The following is a 16,983-nucleotide window of genomic DNA, read 5'->3' as shown; positions in this document are numbered from 1 at the left end:
CATCATTGAACAAGTGACTTTTCCTGATTAGAATGAATTTTCAGGCCGGATGGTTTGAAAATGGAGGGGTCGATGGATCAAAACGAGCAGCTTGACCTCGACCGCTTTGACCGGGCGATTCTGCGGGTTCTCGCGGGGGATGGACGGATCAGCGTCACCGAGTTGGCGCGCGAGATTGGGTTGTCGAAATCGCCCACGCAGGCGCGGCTTCGGCGGCTGGAGCGCGACGGCGTCATCACCGGCTACCGCGCGCTTTTCGATCCCATCCGCCTCGGGCTCGATCACGTCAGTTTCGTCGAAGTGCGCCTGCATGATACCCGCGAAGCGGCGCTGGCAGAGTTCAACGCCGCGGTGTCAAAAATCCCCGAGATCGAGCAAGTGCATCTGATCGCAGGGAACTTTGACTACCTGATGAAAATCCGCACGCAGAGCATGGCCGATTATCGCCGGGTGCTGGCCGAACATATCTCGACCCTGCCGCATCTGGCGAATACCTCGACCTATGTGGCGATGCAGGCGGTCAAGGAAAATGCGCTCTCGGATGTGATCTGATCCGCCGACCCGGCCCGCCTTTGGCTTTACACCCCCGTCAAAGCGGATATTGTCCGCTCCGCAGACCCCGTGCCCGCGTGGTGGAATGGTAGACACATGAGACTTAAAATCTCCCGGCCGTATGGCCGTGCCGGTTCGAGTCCGGCCGCGGGCACCATGATAACTCAGAGAATGAATGGTTTGCAGCTTTCCAACTGAGAAATCTGTGATGGATTGCCTTGGTCTGACGGGCGCGATGCTTCTGTTGTTGAGCACTTGGCCACGCGGCGCCAGCCGCAGTGAGAGGCCGCCTGTTCCAAATCATTCGACGACGATGGATCTCGAAAAGGTGATGGAGTTCGACTGACTCCTGCCGGAAGCGTTACAGTCGCGCATTCTGGAGGCGACGCAATTGGCCTGCCTGTTCTTCGCAGTATCGGGCTCGCAAAGGAGCGGCTTGGCCAGTTTGACCTCCTCGCAACGGGTGTCGATGTGGATGGGTCTTACTGTGAACCCCTGACCTATCTCCTGCGCTCCGTCGATGTCCTCAAGAGCGGACCGAACCCTGTAGATCATTAAATCCGTCATGGACGGGGAAAAACGCGCAGACCAGCGTACGAAAAGATGGCAGATGACCGGCTTGCATCAGGGTGCGCCGGTCCTGAGTGCGGTCCAGACTTGGTCAAAGGCGTTGTCGAAGTAGGCGGTATTGCAGTGGACGTCCCACGGGTGCCTATGCGCGGCAAACTTGTCCTTCGAAAAGCCGCTGGCCTCGCATAGCTCCTGCGTCGGATGACAAACCACTTGAACTCGGTTGGAAGACTTGAGCGCTGCGCGGAGGGACCGGGCATACGCCTCGCGATGATGGACAAGTGAGCCGGACTCGACGAATTCATCTCCTAGCCGGAAACGGGCGGTTGCTTCGCACATATCCGGAGATGCAATCCAGAAGATGTGTTCGAAATCGCAGAAATCTTCCAATTTGCGAATATTCTGCGCGATCTGGCGTGTGGTGGAGTCGTAGAATTTTATCAGGTCAGCCGAGACCTCGTGAACGATCGGCACATTCGGTGAAATCTTGCGTCCGTTGCACCCCGGAAATCCGGCACGCAGGTCACCATGTGCCCGAATGATTCCATCGCCCATCAAACCACAGCCTACAATGATCAAGGTGCGGGCCTCGTCCGCGACCACATCGGCAAATTGGTCCCGCACATTGTCAGGATATTTGAAGGTCCGGAACCGCGTGGTTTTGATCTTTGCGAAAGGATCGGTTCTCAAGAAGTTCAGCATCGCAAATTGCGCGGTTTGGCCAAACGGGTTTGCCAGAGCATGGTCCCTTGCCCCGCCCAGATGGCTGTTGCCAACCACGAGCAGGGGCGTGGCGTTTGGGCGGCCTGCCGTCCGAGTGTTTCCTGCAAAGGCGTCAAGCAGTGCCTCTTCACAGTCCACATCCCCTATTCCGGCAGATGTGGCCGGGGTGTCTGACTCCCCCTCCAGACAGAGCCGCTCAAAGACCGTCATCACGCTGGCAACAGAAGCAGGCCGCACGGATCTCAGGTTGTCCTCAAAATTCTCTGAATATGCGCCCGGATTCGTGACCAATTCGAACGACGGGAAGTAATCCGCGTCGTCGTGATCCTCGCAGAAGTCTCCGGCAACGGCACGCAGAACGGATTTGGAGTAGGTTGAGGCGCATAAGACATGCTGTGGTGCGGCTGTTGCCGTCAAGGGAACCGGAGAAACAGTCAGGACCATGCGAAACTCACGACCACCGCGCAGATCACGGATTTCGGCGCAAAGGGCACGCAGGTCCGTTAAGATCTCATCATAGCGAAAGTTGACAAATTCGTGCGCGTTTTGATCGAACTGGCCCGCGATCACGCCGGGCGCCACCGGGAGAACGGTGCCGCAGGATTTGACACGCCACGCCTCGGTCAGTCCGAGGGTGAAGACCAGAACATCAAGGTCATCCAGTGCGGCCAGGACCGCTTTCAAATGCGTGGCACGCGCTGACCGCAAGGCACTTTCGTTCTGAAAGGGGGCTTCGAATTGCGCGGGTCTCAGGGGGTCGATGACGCCCCCGTCGACGGACCATGCGGCCTCGCTTGGGACACGCGCGCTGCGTGCTTCCTGCACAAGCTGAAGTGCCTGCTTGACCGTGTAGATATTGCCGTAGTTTGCGGAAAAGGACTTTGCCCTGATGTTGTCGACAGAGTCATAGAACGGAACGTTGAAATCCCGGTCGCGCAGCCAGTTGGCGATATGCTGCGCAAAGCAGCTTCCCATCGTCACGATTGTATCTTGGCGGGTGATCAGGAATTTCGGAGTGTGGATGCCCGGCATGTTCGCCGGGTCAGACTGCTGGACGCCCGTGCGCCAAAACCGGTCGGGCGAGAGGCCAGTGTAGGGATTTCCATCCTTGTGATGGGGCGTCTCGGCCCTGCCTTTGGTTTCTTTCCGTCCTGGCTCCGCGGGTTTCTGAAACCGTCGCAAGAGCCGATTCAAGGCTCGGATGTCCTTCAACTGGAATACTCCCAACTGGTATGGCCTGTATTGCCCCATCGCTTACATTGATAACGAGTTCAAGTCCGCGTGGCGTGTTTGACGCTCCTGGCGTGGGATCCCGTACATGAAACCGCTGACGGGTTCGGTCACCTCTATCCTTGGTGCTCTGCTCCAATCCCTTGAAACATCTTGAAGAGATCGACTGTGCTCTGGGTGCCGATCCGGTCGAAAGTGCTATCTAGCCACGCCTTGGCAGTGTCACGCCCGATGTCACGCAGACGGGTCAGAAAGGCCCATTCCACATTCATTTTGGACGAGGCCCCCATCGGATTGAGCAGTGCCTCATTCTCGATCAGATGCACCTTGACCGGGCGGTATTCATCTGTCGAGAGCTTGCCTTGGTCAATCAATCGGTCAACGAAATTGATCGCGCGCAGTTCCTTGAGCAGGCTGGAGTTGAAGCTGATCTCATTCAGGCGGTTCTGGATTTCCTGCGCCGTGCGCGGCGCGCCCTTGCGCTCGATCGGGTTGATCTGGATGACCACGATGTCATCGGTTCCGGTCTTGCCATAGAGCGGAAAGAGTGCGGGATTGCCCATATAACCGCCATCCCAGTAAGGAATTCCGTCGATCTCGACCGCCTGATACATTTGCGGCAGGCAGGCTGAGGCCATGACCATATCCACTGTCATCTCTTCGCGGGAAAACACGCGGACGCGACCCGTTTCGACATTCGTAGCCGAGACAAAGAGCTGAAACGCCGTGCATTTGCGCACCATCTCAAAGTCGATGCTCTCTGCCACCAGATCGCGGAGCGGGTTGATGTTCATCGGGTTGAGTTGATAGGGCGAGGCGATGCCGGTGAGGGCATTCATGAAATGATAGAACGGGTTATTTTCCAGCCCCCAGTTGCCGGTGATCCGGTCCATGGGAGTGCGTTGCAGCGGCGAGTTCTTGACGCTGCCACTCATGTCGCGCCAGAAACGATCAAGTGCCTCGCGGGCACCGTCCGGACCGCCGCGGGTATACCCATCGGCCAAGGCCACCGCGTTCATCGCCCCCGCAGATGTGCCCGATACACCAACAATATGCAGTCGCCCATCTTCGAGCAGGTAGTCCAGCACGCCCCAGCTAAACGCGCCATGCGCACCGCCCCCCTGAAGCGCCAAGTTGATCGGTTTGCCTTTGTTGCTCATGGGGTGGTCATTCCTTCGTTGTCCCGCGCGGAGGCTGCTCAACCACAGGCTATCAGTGCGGACCGGGCTACGCTATGCCTGTGGCGGTCTTGTGTCATCACAATCCCTCTCAGACCTGATAATAGGCACGATACCAGGTTACGAATTGGGCAATTCCGTCGTGGATTTCGGTATTTGGCTGATAGCCGGTCAGACGCTTCAAGAGTTGTGCATCGGCCCATGTGGCAGGCACGTCACCCTTTTGCATCTCCATCATGTTGCGGATGGCGGGACGGTCCAGCGCGTCTTCGATGGCCGCGACGAAATCCAAGAGCCGCACCTTCTGTGAGTTGCCGATATTCACGATCCGGTAGGGCGCAACGGGGGACAGGCTGTCGCCCGCCGCAATATCCTCGGGTGCGTCTGGCCGCACGGGCGCGGCATCCATCAAGAGGCGGATGCCGCGCACCAGATCACCCACATAGGTGAAATCGCGATACATCTCGCCATGGTTGTAGATGTCGATGGGACGGCCCGCCAGAATAGCCTCGACGAATTTGAAATAGGCCATGTCGGGGCGGCCCCATGGCCCATAGACGGTAAAGAACCGAAACATCGTGGTGGGCAGGTTCCACAGATGGGCATGGGCGTGGCCCATTGATTCCGTCGCCTTCTTGGTGGCGGCGTAGATCGTCATCTGACTGTCGGCCTTCATGGTCTCGGCATAGGGCATGTCGGTATTGGCGCCGTAGATCGACGAGGTGGAGGCCATCAGCAGATGGCATACCGCGTGGCGCTTGGCCGCTTCCATCACGGTGAACGTGCCCACGATATTGGCGTCGATATAGGCGCGCGGGTTCTCGAGGCTGTAGCGCACGCCCGCTTGTGCGGCGAGATGCACAATGATGTCGGGGGCACAGGCGTCGATGGCGGCGTCCACCGCCGCCTGATCCTCGAGCATGGCCTCGGTTGCGACAAAGCCCGGCTTTTGCAGCAGCATCTGGTGGCGGCGCCTTTTGAGGCTGACGTCGTAGTAATCGGTCATGCCGTCCAGCCCGTGAACGGTCATGCCCTCATTCAGCAGGAGATCAGCCAGATGATAGCCGATAAAACCTGCGGTGCCGGTGATGAAGACCCGTGTCATCGGCCCGCCCCCCGGACGGTCATTGCAGATCGGCAAAGGCGGATTGGAGCCGCTCTACCGCCTCGGCGACACGCGCACGCGGTGTGCCAATGTTAAAGCGCAGGAACGTCTCGCCGCCGCTGCCAAAATGCGCCCCGACCGACGGCACGACGCGCGCATCCTCATGCACACGGCGCAACACCTCCGTCATCTCCATGCCGGTCGCAGCAAAGTCGACCCATGCGAGATAGGTCGATTGCATCGGCATGCCTTTCAGCGCCGGAATCTGCGCGATCCCATCGAGAAATAACCGGTGATTGCCCTCGATATAGGCGACCAGCCCGTCGACCCAATCCGCGCCCCCCGGAGAATAGGCGGCGCGGGTGAGCGCGACTCCCATCAGATTGGGCTGTGTTTGATGCTCAAGCAGCGCTTGCCGAAAGCGCTTGCGCAACTCGGGGTTGGGAATTGTGACCGTGCCCAGACGCGCCCCCGCCGTGTTGAATGTCTTTGAGGCCGCCGTAAGCACAAAGGTGCGATCCGCGGCCTCGGGGGCCGCCTTGAGAAAGCTTGTAAATGTCTGGCCGGGATAGACCAGATCGTGGTGGATTTCATCCGCCACCATGATCAGATCGTGCCGCGCGCAGATATCGGCCAGATGCCGCAGCTCGTCCGGTGTCCAGATGCGACCCGCAGGGTTGTGGGGTGAGGAAATGAGCATCATCCGCTCCTTGCCCGTCAGCCCGGCTTCGAGCGCGTCGAGATTCATGTGATAAACGCCATTCTCGATGATCAGCGGTGCCTCGTGAACCACCCGCTTGGTCAGTTTGATCTTATGCGTGAACTCATGGTAAACAGGGGTGAAGATGATCACCTCGTCGCCCGGATCGGTGTAGGTCTCGAGAATCAGCGCGATGGCATGGCCCAACCCGGCTGTGCTGGACATATGGTCAGGATCCACAGTCCAGCCGTGCCGCTCGTGCATCCACCAGGCAACCGCCGCGTTCATGTCCTCGTCGCCCGCGAAATACCCGTAGTTGCCGCGCTCGATCAGGTCCTGCATTGCCTCCTGAAGCACATCGGCGGCGCGGAAATCCATGTCGGCCACCCACATCGGAATCCCGTCGTCGGGTGAAACACCGCCATAGGCGTGCATCCTGTCCCACTTGCTGCTGCCGGTGCCGCGGCGGTCGATGATCTCGTCGAAATTCATGGGGTTCTCCGGGTCTGGGTTCGCGCGGCAGGCTAACCGATCACAGCCCGAGCGCAAGAGGCGTTGCAGAATGCCCGACCATCGCCTAAATAGCCGCCATGAAACGGTCAATTCTGATCCATCCCGACCCACGCCTGAGAAAGGTCTGCACGCCCGTGACGGACGTGTCCGATGCCTTGCGCAAACTCTCGCAGGATATGTTTGAGACCATGTATGACGCACCGGGCATCGGCCTTGCTGCGCCGCAGGTGGGGGTGATGGACCGGTTGATCGTGCTTGACTGTGTAAAGGACGAAGGGGCCACACCGCGCCCCATCGCGATGTTGAACCCCGAAATCACCGCTTTTTCCGACCAAACGAGCGTCTATGAGGAAGGCTGTTTGTCGATCCCCGACCAATTCGCCGATGTCACCCGGCCTGCAGAGGTCGAGGTGCGCTGGATGGATCTTGACGGGGTTGAGCACAAGGAAGGGTTTGGCGGTCTCTGGGCCACTTGCGTGCAGCACGAGATCGACCATCTCGATGGCAAGCTCTTTATCGACTATCTGAGCGCGATGAAGCGCCAACTCATCACCCGCCGCATGCAAAAGCTCAAGCGCGAATTGGCGCGGGGTTAGGCCGTGGCGCCGCGTGCCTGCCTGCGTTGGCCAGACAAACGGCTGCGGATGGCTGCGGCACCGGTCACTGAGATCACCGATGCAACGCGCGCCCTCTGGGACGAGATGGTCGCGGTGATGGAGGCGATGCCGGGGGTGGGTCTTGCCGCCACGCAACTCGGCGAGATGCAGGCGCTTGCCGTGGTCGATGCCAGCACGGCGCGCGGGCAGGCGGTGCGTATGGCCAACCCGGAAATCCTGCACGCGAGCGTGCAATTGCGGCCCCATGACGAGGCCAGCCCCTGTCTGCCCGGTGTGTCCGCCATGATTGAGCGTCCGCGCGGGGTGACGGTGCGGTTTCTGAATGCAGACGGAGAGGATGAGGAACGCGATTTCGTGGGTCTCTGGGCCACGAGCGTGCAGCATCAGATCGACCATTTGCAGGGGCGGATGTATTTCGACCGCCTCAGCACAGTAAAACGCGACATGCTGCTCAGGCGCGCGCGCAAGATCGGCTGAGGCGGTGCCGGGGGCGGCGTCGGATTTGAGTATTTTTGGAACAGTGAAAGAGGCGGCATGCGTGTGATCTTCATGGGAACGCCGGATTTCTCTGTGCCGGTGCTTGAGGCTTTGGTTGCAGCGGGGCATGAGGTGGCCGCCGTTTATTGCCAGCCGCCGCGCCCGGCGGGGCGGGGCAAAAAGGACCGCCCAAGCCCGGTGCAGGCGCGCGCCGAGGCGCTTGGTCTGCCAGTGCGCCATCCGGTGAGTTTGAAAGGGGCTGAGGCGCAGGCGGAATTCGCAGCACTCAAGGCTGATGTGGCGGTGGTGGTGGCCTATGGTCTCATTCTGCCGCAAGCGGTGCTGGATGCGCCCGCGCGCGGCTGTTTGAACATCCATGCCAGCCTCTTGCCCCGCTGGCGGGGGGCAGCCCCCATTCACCGCGCCATCATGGCGGGGGATGTCGAGACGGGGATCTGCATCATGCAGATGGAGGCGGGATTGGATACCGGGCCGGTTCTGTTGCGCGGGGCGATGACGATCGGGCCGCAGGAGACGACGGGGGAATTGCATGACCGCTTGTCTGGACTTGGTGCGCGGTTGATTATTGAGGCGCTCGGGCGGCTCGATGATCTTCGGCCCGTGCCGCAATCCGAGGCGGGTGTGACCTATGCCGCCAAGATCGACAAATCAGAGGCGCGGGTGGAGTGGACGCGCCCCGCCGCAGAGATTGACCGCTTGATCCGGGGGCTCTCGCCCTTTCCGGGGGCGTGGTGCGAGGTGGGGGGAGAGCGGATCAAGCTGCTATGCTCGACCGTAGCCGAGGGGCAAGGTGCGCCGGGTGTCGTTCTCGATGACGGGTTGACCGTGGCCTGTGGCACGGGGGCTGTGCGGCTTTTGCGCTTGCAACGGGCCGGGCGCGCGGCGCAGGATGCCGACGAGTTCCTGCGCGGCATGCCCTTGCCGTGTGGCACGCAATTGGGGTGACACGATGTTCATGCAACTCTTTGGCACGGTGGTGATCGCGGGCATCGTCGGCTACGCGAGCGAGAAAAGCGGCTTCACGCGCAATGGCTATCTGCCCTCAATCATCATCTGCATCGGCGGCGCATTTCTCTTTTACTTTGTCCGGATCATGTTCGGCATCCGCTTTGGTGCGCCGGGGATTGATGCGATCCTGTCCTCGGTCGGCGCGCTCATCATTCTGCCGACCCATTGGCGCAAGCGGAGGTAAGGCATGGGCATCCTCGGGCTCTTGATCGTGGGCATCGCAGCCGGGTTTCTGGCGACGCGGTTGATGCGGGTCGAACTGGGGGTGGTGCCGACGATCCTGATTGGGATCGCCGGGACGCTGATCGGGGCGGTGGTCATTCGCATGGTGCTGATGATCACAGGCCTTGTGGGCGGACTGATCGGCGCGGTTCTGGGCGCGATGCTGCTGGTCTGGCTGTGGAAGATGATCGGCGAGCGGCGGTGAAATCTAGTTTCTTGGTGGACGCGCGCGGTAAACCGGCAATCGCCACCCAAGGCTGAGCGAGCCTGCGCGCAAGGCCCAAGTGAGGGCGGCGCAGGTGCCCAAAATCGCAAGCGGTTCGTGGGTGACCATCGCCGCGCCCACTGCCCCAAGCGCCCCGGCAAAGGCGGCGGTGACGTACAGCTCGCCCTGCTTCAGCACAAGCGGCACCTCGTTGCAGACGACATCGCGCATCAGGCCGCCCATGCAACCGGTGACCATGCCCATCAGCACCACGATCACTGCGCTTTGCTCCATCACCATCGCGGCGCTCACCCCGGCAGGCACCGCCACGGCCAAGGCGAAACTGTCGAGCCAGAGCAAGAGGCGATAGCGGCTTTCGACCAGATGGGCGGTGAAGAACACGAGGAGGGCTGCGCCGCAGGCGATCAGGATGTAATTAGGATTGCCCAGCCAGAAGACCGGGTTGCGATCCAGCAAAACATCGCGCAACGTGCCGCCGCCCACGGCCGTGAGGCAGGCGATAAAGGCAAAGCCCACGATATCAAGCTGTTGGCGCGAGGCCACAAGCGCGCCGGTCAGCGCGAAGATCAGCACCGAGGCGTAATCGAGGAGGGTGAGCGCGCTCATCCCTTGGCCTTGCCCGGCTTGAAGGGCGCCATGCCTGCGCGCGCCAATTCATCGGCGCGCTCATTCTCGGGGTGGCCTGCGTGGCCCTTGACCCATTCCCAAGTGACGGTGTGGCGTTTCTGCGCCTCGTCCAGTCGTTGCCACAGTTCGACATTCTTGACCGGCTTTTTGTCTGCAGTGCGCCAGCCATTGCGTTTCCAGCCGTGCATCCAGCCGGTGATGCCGTTCTTTACATAGGCGCTGTCGGTGACAATCGTGATGGCCGAGGGGCGCGAGAGGGCTTCCAGCGCGGCGATGGCGGCGCAAAGTTCCATCCGGTTGTTGGTGGTGTCGGCCTCGCCGCCGCTCAACTCGCGTTCCTTGACGATGGTGTCTCCCTCCATGGCGCGCATCAGCACGCCCCAGCCTCCGGGGCCGGGATTTCCGGAACAGGCCCCGTCGGTATAGGCATAGAGCGCGAGCATCAGAGCAGCACCCCCACCGCAAGGCAGGCGATGACCACCGCCGTCAGCAGCATCCGCAGCGCCATCCACCAGGGCGGTGTCAGACCCCAGCGCCAGAATTGCCAATCGAGCGCCAAGAGACCCGCGAACCCGAAAATGAGGCTTATTCCCGCCGAGGTCGGTCCGCCACCGGTCATGAAAAACGCCCAGAGGGCCGGGATCACCGAGAGGCCGTAGCAGACACCCGCCAAGGCCCCCGTCGCTCGCGTGGCGAAACCCCAGAGCACGCCCGACATGAACGACAGGATCACCGCGCCATAAAAGAGCATCACATACGGTCCAGCAAAGCGAGGACCGATGGTCTGCGCCGTCCAGAGGCCCAGCTCGGGCATGATCACGGTCAGTGCCCCCCAGAGAAAGGGCAAAAGGCCTGCAAGGCCAAGAAAGAGCGGGGCACGGGGGATCATCTGCATGGCGCGCAAAATGACCCGGAGGGAGGGCAGAGGCAAGAGGGAAAGCCGCCCATATCTGCGCAGCAAGCCGGTTCCCTTGCGGGTCACAAAGGGCTGGACCGATGTGGGCAACGTGATAGGTAAATTCCATGACCCTGACTCCGACCTTGGCCCCCGCCACCCCCGCATTCACCGACGCGCTGCGCGCGCATCTGCCTGTACCCGTGTTCCGCGAGGCCACGCCCCGCTACTTTGAGGAGCCGCGTGGCCGCTGGCAGGGGCAGGGCGTGGTTCTGGCCCCCGGCAGCACAGAGGAGGTGGCCGAGATTGTCCGCGCCTGTGCCGCCGCGCGCGTGCCGGTGGTGCCCTATGGCGGCGGCACGGGCCTTGTCGGGGGGCAGATCGCGCCCGATGGCCCGGTGCCGGTGATCCTGAGCCTTGAGCGGATGCGCGCGGTGCGGGGCATTTACCCGGCTGAAAATGTGATCGTGGTTGAGGCGGGGGTGATCCTGCAAGACATCCACGAGGCCGCCGCCGAGGTGGACCGGCTCTTCCCTCTGAGCATCGCCGCCAAGGGATCGGCGCGGATTGGCGGCAATCTGGCCACCAATGCGGGCGGCGTCAATGTGCTGCGCTACGGCAATGCGCGCGATTTGTGTCTGGGGCTGGAGGCGGTGATGCCGGACGGGCGCATCTGGAACGGTCTGAAACGTCTGCGCAAGGACAACACCGGCTATGATCTGCGCAATCTTCTGATCGGGTCCGAGGGCACGCTCGGGGTGATCACCGCCGCCGCTCTCAAGCTCTATCCCCGCCCAATGAGAGAGGGTACGGCGCTCATGGTGGTTGAGGGGCCACGCGCCGCGCTTGATCTCTTGGCACTGGCGCGCGACCGGACGGGCGAGGGCGTGAGCGCCTTTGAGATCATGCACCGGGCGGGGCTCGAGTTTCTGGCCGAGACGTTGCCCGATATCCGGCAGCCCTTTGCGCAGATGCCCGAATGGTTCGTCTTGATCGACGTCGGGCTGGCGCGCGGGCTTGATCCGGCGACGGCGCTTGAGGGGATTTTTGCCGAGGCACTGGAGGCGGGGCTGGTCAGCGACGGGGTCATCGCGCAATCCGAGGTGCAGCGGCATCAGTTCTGGGAGGTGCGCGAGCAGATCCCCGAGGCCAACAGGCGTGTCGGCTCGATCAGCTCGCATGACATCTCCTTACCGATGTCCGAAATCCCTGACTTCATTGTGAAAGGCGCTGAGGTGATCGCCCGGATCGGGGCGTTTCGGATCAACTGTTTCGGGCATCTGGGCGATGGCAATCTGCATTACAACGTCTTTCCCATGCCGGGGCGCGCCCGTGCTGATCACGTGGCTGAGCGGGACGAGATCAAGCGCGCGGTGCATGATCTGGTGCATGCGATGGGCGGGTCTGTCAGCGCCGAACATGGCATCGGGCGGCTCAAGGTCGAGGATCTGGAGCGCTATGGCGATCCGGTAAAGCTGGACGCGATGCGGGCCATCAAGGCAGCGCTTGATCCTCTCGGGATTATGAACCCGGGGGCGGTGCTGCGGGGGTGAAGGGGCGGATGGCCCTTTGCTGAAGTTGGCCCCAATCGCCAATGCGCGGTCTCAAGGTGCCGCAGGCACCGCCGCGCAGCGCCCACCCGGCGGACGGGCCCCGCGCGGCTCATCGCACGCGTCGAATGCCCCTTCAGACCACACCCGACGCCAATCGCTGGCCCCGGTTCACTCCCAAGTCGGATGAAACTTGCCCGCAGGCGACAGGGTGAAAATCTCGACACCGCTCGCCGTCACCCCGATCGAATGTTCGAACTGCGCCGAGAGAGATTTGTCGCGCGTCACGGCGGTCCAGTCATCGGCCAAAACCTTGGTTTCGGGCCGTCCCAGATTGACCATCGGCTCGATGGTGAAGAACATCCCTTCTTCGAGGGTCGGCCCGCTGCCTGCACGCCCGTAATGCAGCACATTGGGCGGGGAGTGGAATACGCGGCCAAGGCCATGTCCGCAGAAATCGCGCACCACCGACATGCGATGCGCCTCGACGTAGGATTGGATCGCGTGGCCGATGTCGCCAAAGGTATTGCCGGGCCGCACCGCCTCGATCCCTTTCATCAGCGCGTCATGGGTGACCTGGATCAGCCGCTCGGATTTGCGGCTGAGCTTGCCCGCCACATACATCCGGCTCGTGTCGCCGAACCAACCATCGAGGATCACGGTGACGTCGACATTCAGGATGTCGCCGTCTTTCAGCACCTTGTCGCCGGGAATGCCGTGGCAGACCACGTGATTGACGCTGATGCAGCTGGCGTGCTGATAGCCCTTGTAGCCGATGGTGGCGGATTTCGCGCCTGAGGCGTTGACCTTGTCCTCGATCAGCTTGTCGATGGCGGCGGTGGTTTGGCCGACGAACACATGCTCTGCGATCTCGTCGAGGATCTGCGCCGCTAGGGCTCCGGCGCGGTGCATGCCCGCGAAATCCGCAGCCTCATGGATGCGGATCCCCTCGCGTGTCAGTCTTCCACGGTGTGTCTCGTTCACGTCCGGCCTCGTATGGTGTTCATTTTCCGTTTATCTAGGGCTATTTGCGCGAAAGGACCAGAGGGCGGTCGTCGCCAAACGGCAGGCTGTGACCGATTGTGATCTCTTGCGGGGTGATATTGGCACGATATGACATAACCGTGACCCCCGCCGCGCGTGCGGTTTGCAGCGCCTTAGCATAGGCGGGGTCTATGTCTTGAGCCACGGTCACGGCCTGCGTATCGGTGCGTTGCACCAGATAGAGGAGCACGGCGCGATGTCCGGACTGCGCCATCTCTGCCAACTCGCCCAGATGTTTCGTGCCGCGCGCGGTCACGCTGTCGGGAAATTCGGCTTGACCGGGGGCGCGCGACAGGGTCATGGATTTCACCTCGACATAGGCATCGGGCAGGCCCGCGCCCGAGAGCAGGAAATCGACCCGGCTGGCTGTGCCGTAGGCCTGCTCGGGGCGGACCCGATCATAGGCGGTCAGTTCCGGAATTGTCCGCGCCTCAAGCGCATTTCTGACGATCCGGTTGGCAAGACCTGTATCGACACAGACGAAATCCCCACCTGAGAGGTCCACCAGCCGCCAGCCGAATTTCAGCTTTTTGCGGGGATCTTCATTGGGTTCAACCCAGATGGATGCGCCGGGATCAGCCAGCCCCAGCATGCTGCCGGGATTGGGGCAATGCGCCGTCACCTCGCGCCCGTCCGTCAGGCGGATATCGGCGAGAAAGCGTTTGTAGCGGCGCAGCAGCACGGCCTGCACAAGAGGGGTTTGAAAGCGCATGGCCTGCGCCTATACCGGGTTTGTTCCCGGATCAAGGAGTCTGCCATGCCCAACCCGACCGCAGCCATGCTTGTCATCGGAGATGAGATTCTCTCGGGGCGCACGCGCGAAGCCAACATGCACTATCTGGCGGGCGAGGTGACAAAGGTGGGCATTGACCTAATGGAAGTGCGCGTGGTCAGCGACGATCCCGGCGCCATCGTGGCCGCCGTGCGGGCGCTGAGCGCGGGATATGACCACGTATTCACCTCAGGCGGGATTGGCCCGACCCATGATGACATCACCGCCGAGAATGTGGCGGCGGCCTTTGATCGCCCCATTTCAGTGCGCGACGATGCCCGCGCGATATTGGCCGCACATTATGACGCGCGTGGGCAGGAATTGAACGCGGCGCGTCTGCGCATGGCGCGTATTCCCGATGGGGCGGTTCTGATCGACAACCCGATCAGCGCAGCACCTGGGTTCACCATCGCGAATGTGCATGTTATGGCCGGGGTGCCGGCGATCTTTCAGGCGATGCTGGCCTCAGTGCTGCCAACACTCACCGGCGGTGCGCCGATCCTGTCGCAAACGCTGGAAATCCGACGTGGCGAGGGTGATATCGCGGGTCCACTGTCGGATCTGGCGGAGCGGTATCCGGACCTCAGCATCGGGTCTTACCCGTTCATTCGCGATGGCTGCTACGGGGCACAGATCGTGATGCGCGGTCAGGACGGTGCACGGCTTGATGCCGCTATATCCGAATTGGCGGGGATGTTTCCGGCATGACACCTGATGTGCAGACACTTTATGCGGTGACAGAGGCCACTTGGCCGCCCGCGCAGACGCAGCACCTTGGCCCCGTGACCCTTCGCGATGGGAAGGGTGGCGGCAAACGCGTGTCCGCCGCCACTGTTGCGCGGCCGATCACCATCGAGGAGTTGACCGCAGCCGAGGCTGCGATGCAGGATCTTGGTGAGACCCCGCTCTTTCAGGTGCGCCAAGGGGATGACACTCTGGACGCGTTGCTGGCGACCAAAGGCTACAAGGTGGTTGATCCGGTTAATCTCTATGTCGCCGCGTTGGATGCGTTGACGGTTGAAAAGCCACCCCGCGTCACGACGTTCTCCATCTGGGAACCCCTTGAAGTCATGCGCGAAATTTGGGCCGAGGGTGGGATCGGCCCGGCGCGGATCGCGGTGATGGAGCGTGTCATCGGCCCCAAGACCGGGCTCTTTGGCAGGCATAAGGACCAGCCCGCCGCCACCGGCTTTGCCGCCATTCACCAAGGGATTGCCATGGTGCATGCGCTCGAGGTGCAGGTCCGCCACCGGCGCGCGGGCATGGGGCGGCTGATGATGCTTCAGGCCGCGCATTGGGCGCAGGAGCACGGCGCACAGTACCTGTCCGTGATCTGCACCAAGAGCAATCAGGGTGCCAATGGCCTATATTCCGCGATGGGCTTTGCCCATGTCGGGGACTATCATTACCGGCAAAAGGAGTGAGAGATGACCAAACCGGACCAGCCCACCGCACTTGATTTGCCGATGATCGACCCGTTGCCCGACGCGACGCAGAAATACTTCGATATCTGCGCGGAAAAGCTGGGTATGATCCCCAATGTGCTGAAGGCCTATGCCTTTGACATCGACAAGCTCAACGCGTTCACCACGCTCTACAATGATCTCATGCTCGCCCCAAGTGGTCTGACCAAGCTGGAGCGCGAAATGATTGCGGTTGTCGTCAGCTCGATCAACCGGTGCTGGTATTGTCAGGTGGCGCATGGGGCTGCGGTGCGGCAATTGTCGAATGATCCGGCATTGGGCGAAGCGATGGTGATGAACTGGCGTGCCGCACGGCTCGATGCACGGCAGAGCACCATGCTGGGGTTTGCGGAAAAGGTCACCAAAGCCTCTGCGGAAATCACCGAGTCCGACCGTGAAGCGCTGCGTGATCAGGGCTTGAGCGATCGCGACATCTGGGACATTGCCAATGTCGCGGGGTTCTTCAATATGACCAATCGTGTTGCCTCGGCCACGGGCATGCAGCCGAATCCCGATTATCACGCACAGGCCCGTTGATCCGGCATGCGCAGCGCCTGCACTCTCTTGCTGTCGATGTTCCTGGCCTGTGGGTCGGCGCAGGCGCTCGATCTCAAATTGCCTGCCAATGCCAGCATGACACGCGAGGTGATCCGCGAGGCGGATACGCTGATCCTGCCCATCGGTCCATACTCGACCCAAGGCGCTCCACGCCTGCGGCTGGACGGTCAGATCATCAGCCGCGCTTGGCGGTTTCCGGCACAGGGCGTCACGACATTGCAAATCCTCATGCCATTGCGACGCCAGTTGGAAGACTCCGGATGGGAGGTGATGTTCGACTGTCTGGCCGAGGAGTGCGGCGGGTTCGATTTCCGCTTTGCCCTGCCGGTCTTGCCTGCGCCCGACATGTTCATCGATCTCTTTGATTATCGTTATCTTGTGGCGCGCCGTGGACCTGAGGCCAAGTTGGAGCACGTCGCCCTGATCGTCAGCCAGAGTGGGCAAACAGGGTATGTGCAAACGATCCAACTGACAGGCTTGGGTCAGGAGTCAGATGCAACGGGTCCACGCAGCCCTGAGGTCGACGACACGTCCCCTCCTGATGTCGTGCAGGCATTGAAACGCTACGGGCATGCGGTGCTGGAGGGGCTCGATTTCGGGTCTGGGGACAATGCGCTTGGGCCGGGACCGCATCCTAGCCTTGAGGCGCTTGCTGCCTATCTGCTGACAAAACCAAACACCCGCGTTGCGCTGGTTGGACATACGGACAGCACGGGCGGGTTGGAGGGGAATATCGCCCTTTCACGGTCGCGTGCAGAGGCGGTGCTGAGCGTTCTGACGGAAATTCACGGTGTGCCTGCTACCCAACTCGAAGCGCATGGCATTGGCTATCTGGCACCCTTGGCCCCGAACACCACCGGCGACGGACGGGAGAGCAACCGTCGCGTTGAAGCCGTGTTGTTGGATACCGCCGCCGAGTAGATAGCGCTGAT

The 16,983-nt window shown here is 61.6% G+C and carries 20 protein-coding genes and 1 tRNA gene; 12 read left to right on the top strand and 9 right to left on the bottom strand.

Features of this window, described 5'->3' with window-relative positions:
- Positions 1 to 72 precede the first annotated feature (72 nt).
- Both ROS217_RS00440 and ROS217_RS00435 read left to right on the top strand, forming a co-directional pair.
- A complete protein-coding gene (locus ROS217_RS00440) occupies positions 73 to 552 on the top strand; it encodes an Lrp/AsnC family transcriptional regulator (protein WP_037273900.1) in 480 nt (159 codons plus the stop codon).
- Between the two features lie 71 nt (positions 553 to 623).
- A tRNA-Leu gene (locus tag ROS217_RS00435) sits at positions 624 to 709 on the top strand.
- A gap of 467 nt (positions 710 to 1,176) precedes the next feature.
- On the opposite strand, the gene ROS217_RS23050 is transcribed toward ROS217_RS00435, so the two are convergent.
- From ROS217_RS23050 to ROS217_RS00410, 4 genes are all read right to left on the bottom strand, one after another.
- Complete coding sequence (locus ROS217_RS23050; protein ID WP_198134847.1) at positions 1,177 to 3,057, bottom strand: GSCFA domain-containing protein; 1,881 nt, start codon at positions 3,055 to 3,057, stop codon at positions 1,177 to 1,179.
- Positions 3,058 to 3,191: 134 nt separating this feature from the next.
- Complete coding sequence (locus ROS217_RS00420; protein WP_009815648.1) at positions 3,192 to 4,235, bottom strand: patatin-like phospholipase family protein; 1,044 nt, start codon at positions 4,233 to 4,235, stop codon at positions 3,192 to 3,194.
- Positions 4,236 to 4,344: 109 nt separating this feature from the next.
- Positions 4,345 to 5,358: an NAD-dependent epimerase/dehydratase family protein gene (locus tag ROS217_RS00415; RefSeq protein ID WP_009815647.1), complete on the bottom strand. Its 1,014-nt coding sequence runs from the start codon at positions 5,356 to 5,358 to the stop codon at positions 4,345 to 4,347.
- Positions 5,359 to 5,377: 19 nt separating this feature from the next.
- Positions 5,378 to 6,550: a MalY/PatB family protein gene (locus ROS217_RS00410; RefSeq protein WP_009815646.1), complete on the bottom strand. Its 1,173-nt coding sequence runs from the start codon at positions 6,548 to 6,550 to the stop codon at positions 5,378 to 5,380.
- Between the two features lie 98 nt (positions 6,551 to 6,648).
- Between ROS217_RS00410 and def (ROS217_RS00405) the strand changes: the two genes are divergently transcribed.
- From def (ROS217_RS00405) to ROS217_RS00385, 5 genes are read left to right on the top strand one after another with little or no spacing between them, the layout of a single operon-like run.
- Positions 6,649 to 7,167, top strand: coding sequence for a peptide deformylase (def, locus tag ROS217_RS00405; protein ID WP_009815645.1), 519 nt, complete (start codon positions 6,649 to 6,651; stop codon positions 7,165 to 7,167).
- A 3-nt stretch (positions 7,168 to 7,170) separates the two neighbouring features.
- Complete coding sequence (gene def, locus ROS217_RS00400) at positions 7,171 to 7,665, top strand: peptide deformylase (protein ID WP_009815644.1); 495 nt, start codon at positions 7,171 to 7,173, stop codon at positions 7,663 to 7,665.
- Between the two features lie 57 nt (positions 7,666 to 7,722).
- Positions 7,723 to 8,631 (top strand): methionyl-tRNA formyltransferase, encoded by a 909-nt coding sequence (fmt, locus tag ROS217_RS00395; RefSeq protein ID WP_009815643.1) that lies wholly within the window; start codon positions 7,723 to 7,725, stop codon positions 8,629 to 8,631.
- Between the two features lie 4 nt (positions 8,632 to 8,635).
- Positions 8,636 to 8,878 (top strand): hypothetical protein, encoded by a 243-nt coding sequence (locus ROS217_RS00390; RefSeq protein WP_009815642.1) that lies wholly within the window; start codon positions 8,636 to 8,638, stop codon positions 8,876 to 8,878.
- Positions 8,879 to 8,881: 3 nt separating this feature from the next.
- Entirely contained in the window at positions 8,882 to 9,121 is a 240-nt protein-coding gene (locus ROS217_RS00385; RefSeq protein WP_009815641.1) for a GlsB/YeaQ/YmgE family stress response membrane protein, read from the top strand.
- A gap of 3 nt (positions 9,122 to 9,124) precedes the next feature.
- Here the strand turns inward: ROS217_RS00385 and ROS217_RS00380 are convergent, their stop codons facing one another.
- From ROS217_RS00380 to ROS217_RS00370, 3 genes are read right to left on the bottom strand one after another with little or no spacing between them, the layout of a single operon-like run.
- Positions 9,125 to 9,748 carry a trimeric intracellular cation channel family protein gene (locus tag ROS217_RS00380; RefSeq protein WP_009815640.1) on the bottom strand — a complete coding sequence of 208 codons (624 nt, stop codon included), beginning with the start codon at positions 9,746 to 9,748 and terminating at the stop codon, positions 9,125 to 9,127.
- Positions 9,745 to 10,212: a ribonuclease HI gene (rnhA, locus tag ROS217_RS00375; protein ID WP_009815639.1), complete on the bottom strand. Its 468-nt coding sequence runs from the start codon at positions 10,210 to 10,212 to the stop codon at positions 9,745 to 9,747. The genes ROS217_RS00380 and rnhA overlap by 4 nt, the downstream gene beginning before the upstream one ends.
- Positions 10,212 to 10,664: a DUF3429 domain-containing protein gene (locus ROS217_RS00370; RefSeq protein WP_040650818.1), complete on the bottom strand. Its 453-nt coding sequence runs from the start codon at positions 10,662 to 10,664 to the stop codon at positions 10,212 to 10,214. Before ROS217_RS00370 ends, rnhA begins: the two co-directional genes overlap by 1 nt.
- Before the next feature lie 128 nt (positions 10,665 to 10,792).
- Between ROS217_RS00370 and ROS217_RS00365 the strand changes: the two genes are divergently transcribed.
- Complete coding sequence (locus ROS217_RS00365; protein ID WP_009815637.1) at positions 10,793 to 12,217, top strand: FAD-binding oxidoreductase; 1,425 nt, start codon at positions 10,793 to 10,795, stop codon at positions 12,215 to 12,217.
- Between the two features lie 168 nt (positions 12,218 to 12,385).
- On the opposite strand, the gene map is transcribed toward ROS217_RS00365, so the two are convergent.
- Together map and sfsA are read right to left on the bottom strand one after the other, a co-directional pair.
- A complete protein-coding gene (gene map, locus ROS217_RS00360) occupies positions 12,386 to 13,198 on the bottom strand; it encodes a type I methionyl aminopeptidase (protein WP_009815636.1) in 813 nt (270 codons plus the stop codon).
- 40 nt (positions 13,199 to 13,238) lie between these two features.
- Positions 13,239 to 13,970 (bottom strand): DNA/RNA nuclease SfsA, encoded by a 732-nt coding sequence (sfsA, locus tag ROS217_RS00355; protein WP_009815635.1) that lies wholly within the window; start codon positions 13,968 to 13,970, stop codon positions 13,239 to 13,241.
- 45 nt (positions 13,971 to 14,015) lie between these two features.
- Here sfsA and ROS217_RS00350 point away from each other — a divergent pair, with 45 nt between their 5' ends.
- The 4 genes from ROS217_RS00350 to ROS217_RS00335 are packed head-to-tail and all read left to right on the top strand — an operon-like array spanning position 14,016 to position 16,972.
- Complete coding sequence (locus tag ROS217_RS00350; protein ID WP_009815634.1) at positions 14,016 to 14,738, top strand: competence/damage-inducible protein A; 723 nt, start codon at positions 14,016 to 14,018, stop codon at positions 14,736 to 14,738.
- Complete coding sequence (locus ROS217_RS00345) at positions 14,735 to 15,454, top strand: GNAT family N-acetyltransferase (protein ID WP_009815633.1); 720 nt, start codon at positions 14,735 to 14,737, stop codon at positions 15,452 to 15,454. Before ROS217_RS00350 ends, ROS217_RS00345 begins: the two co-directional genes overlap by 4 nt.
- 3 nt (positions 15,455 to 15,457) lie before the next feature.
- Positions 15,458 to 16,030, top strand: a complete 573-nt coding sequence (locus ROS217_RS00340; protein ID WP_009815632.1) for a peroxidase-related enzyme — start codon at positions 15,458 to 15,460, stop codon at positions 16,028 to 16,030.
- A gap of 6 nt (positions 16,031 to 16,036) precedes the next feature.
- Positions 16,037 to 16,972, top strand: coding sequence for an OmpA family protein (locus ROS217_RS00335; protein WP_009815631.1), 936 nt, complete (start codon positions 16,037 to 16,039; stop codon positions 16,970 to 16,972).
- Positions 16,973 to 16,983: the final 11 nt, after the last annotated feature.

Origin of the sequence: Roseovarius sp. 217 (assembly GCF_000152845.1) — a bacterium.
Classification (GTDB): Bacteria; Pseudomonadota; Alphaproteobacteria; order Rhodobacterales; family Rhodobacteraceae; genus Roseovarius.
This window is presented reverse-complemented; position numbering and strand designations above follow the sequence as displayed.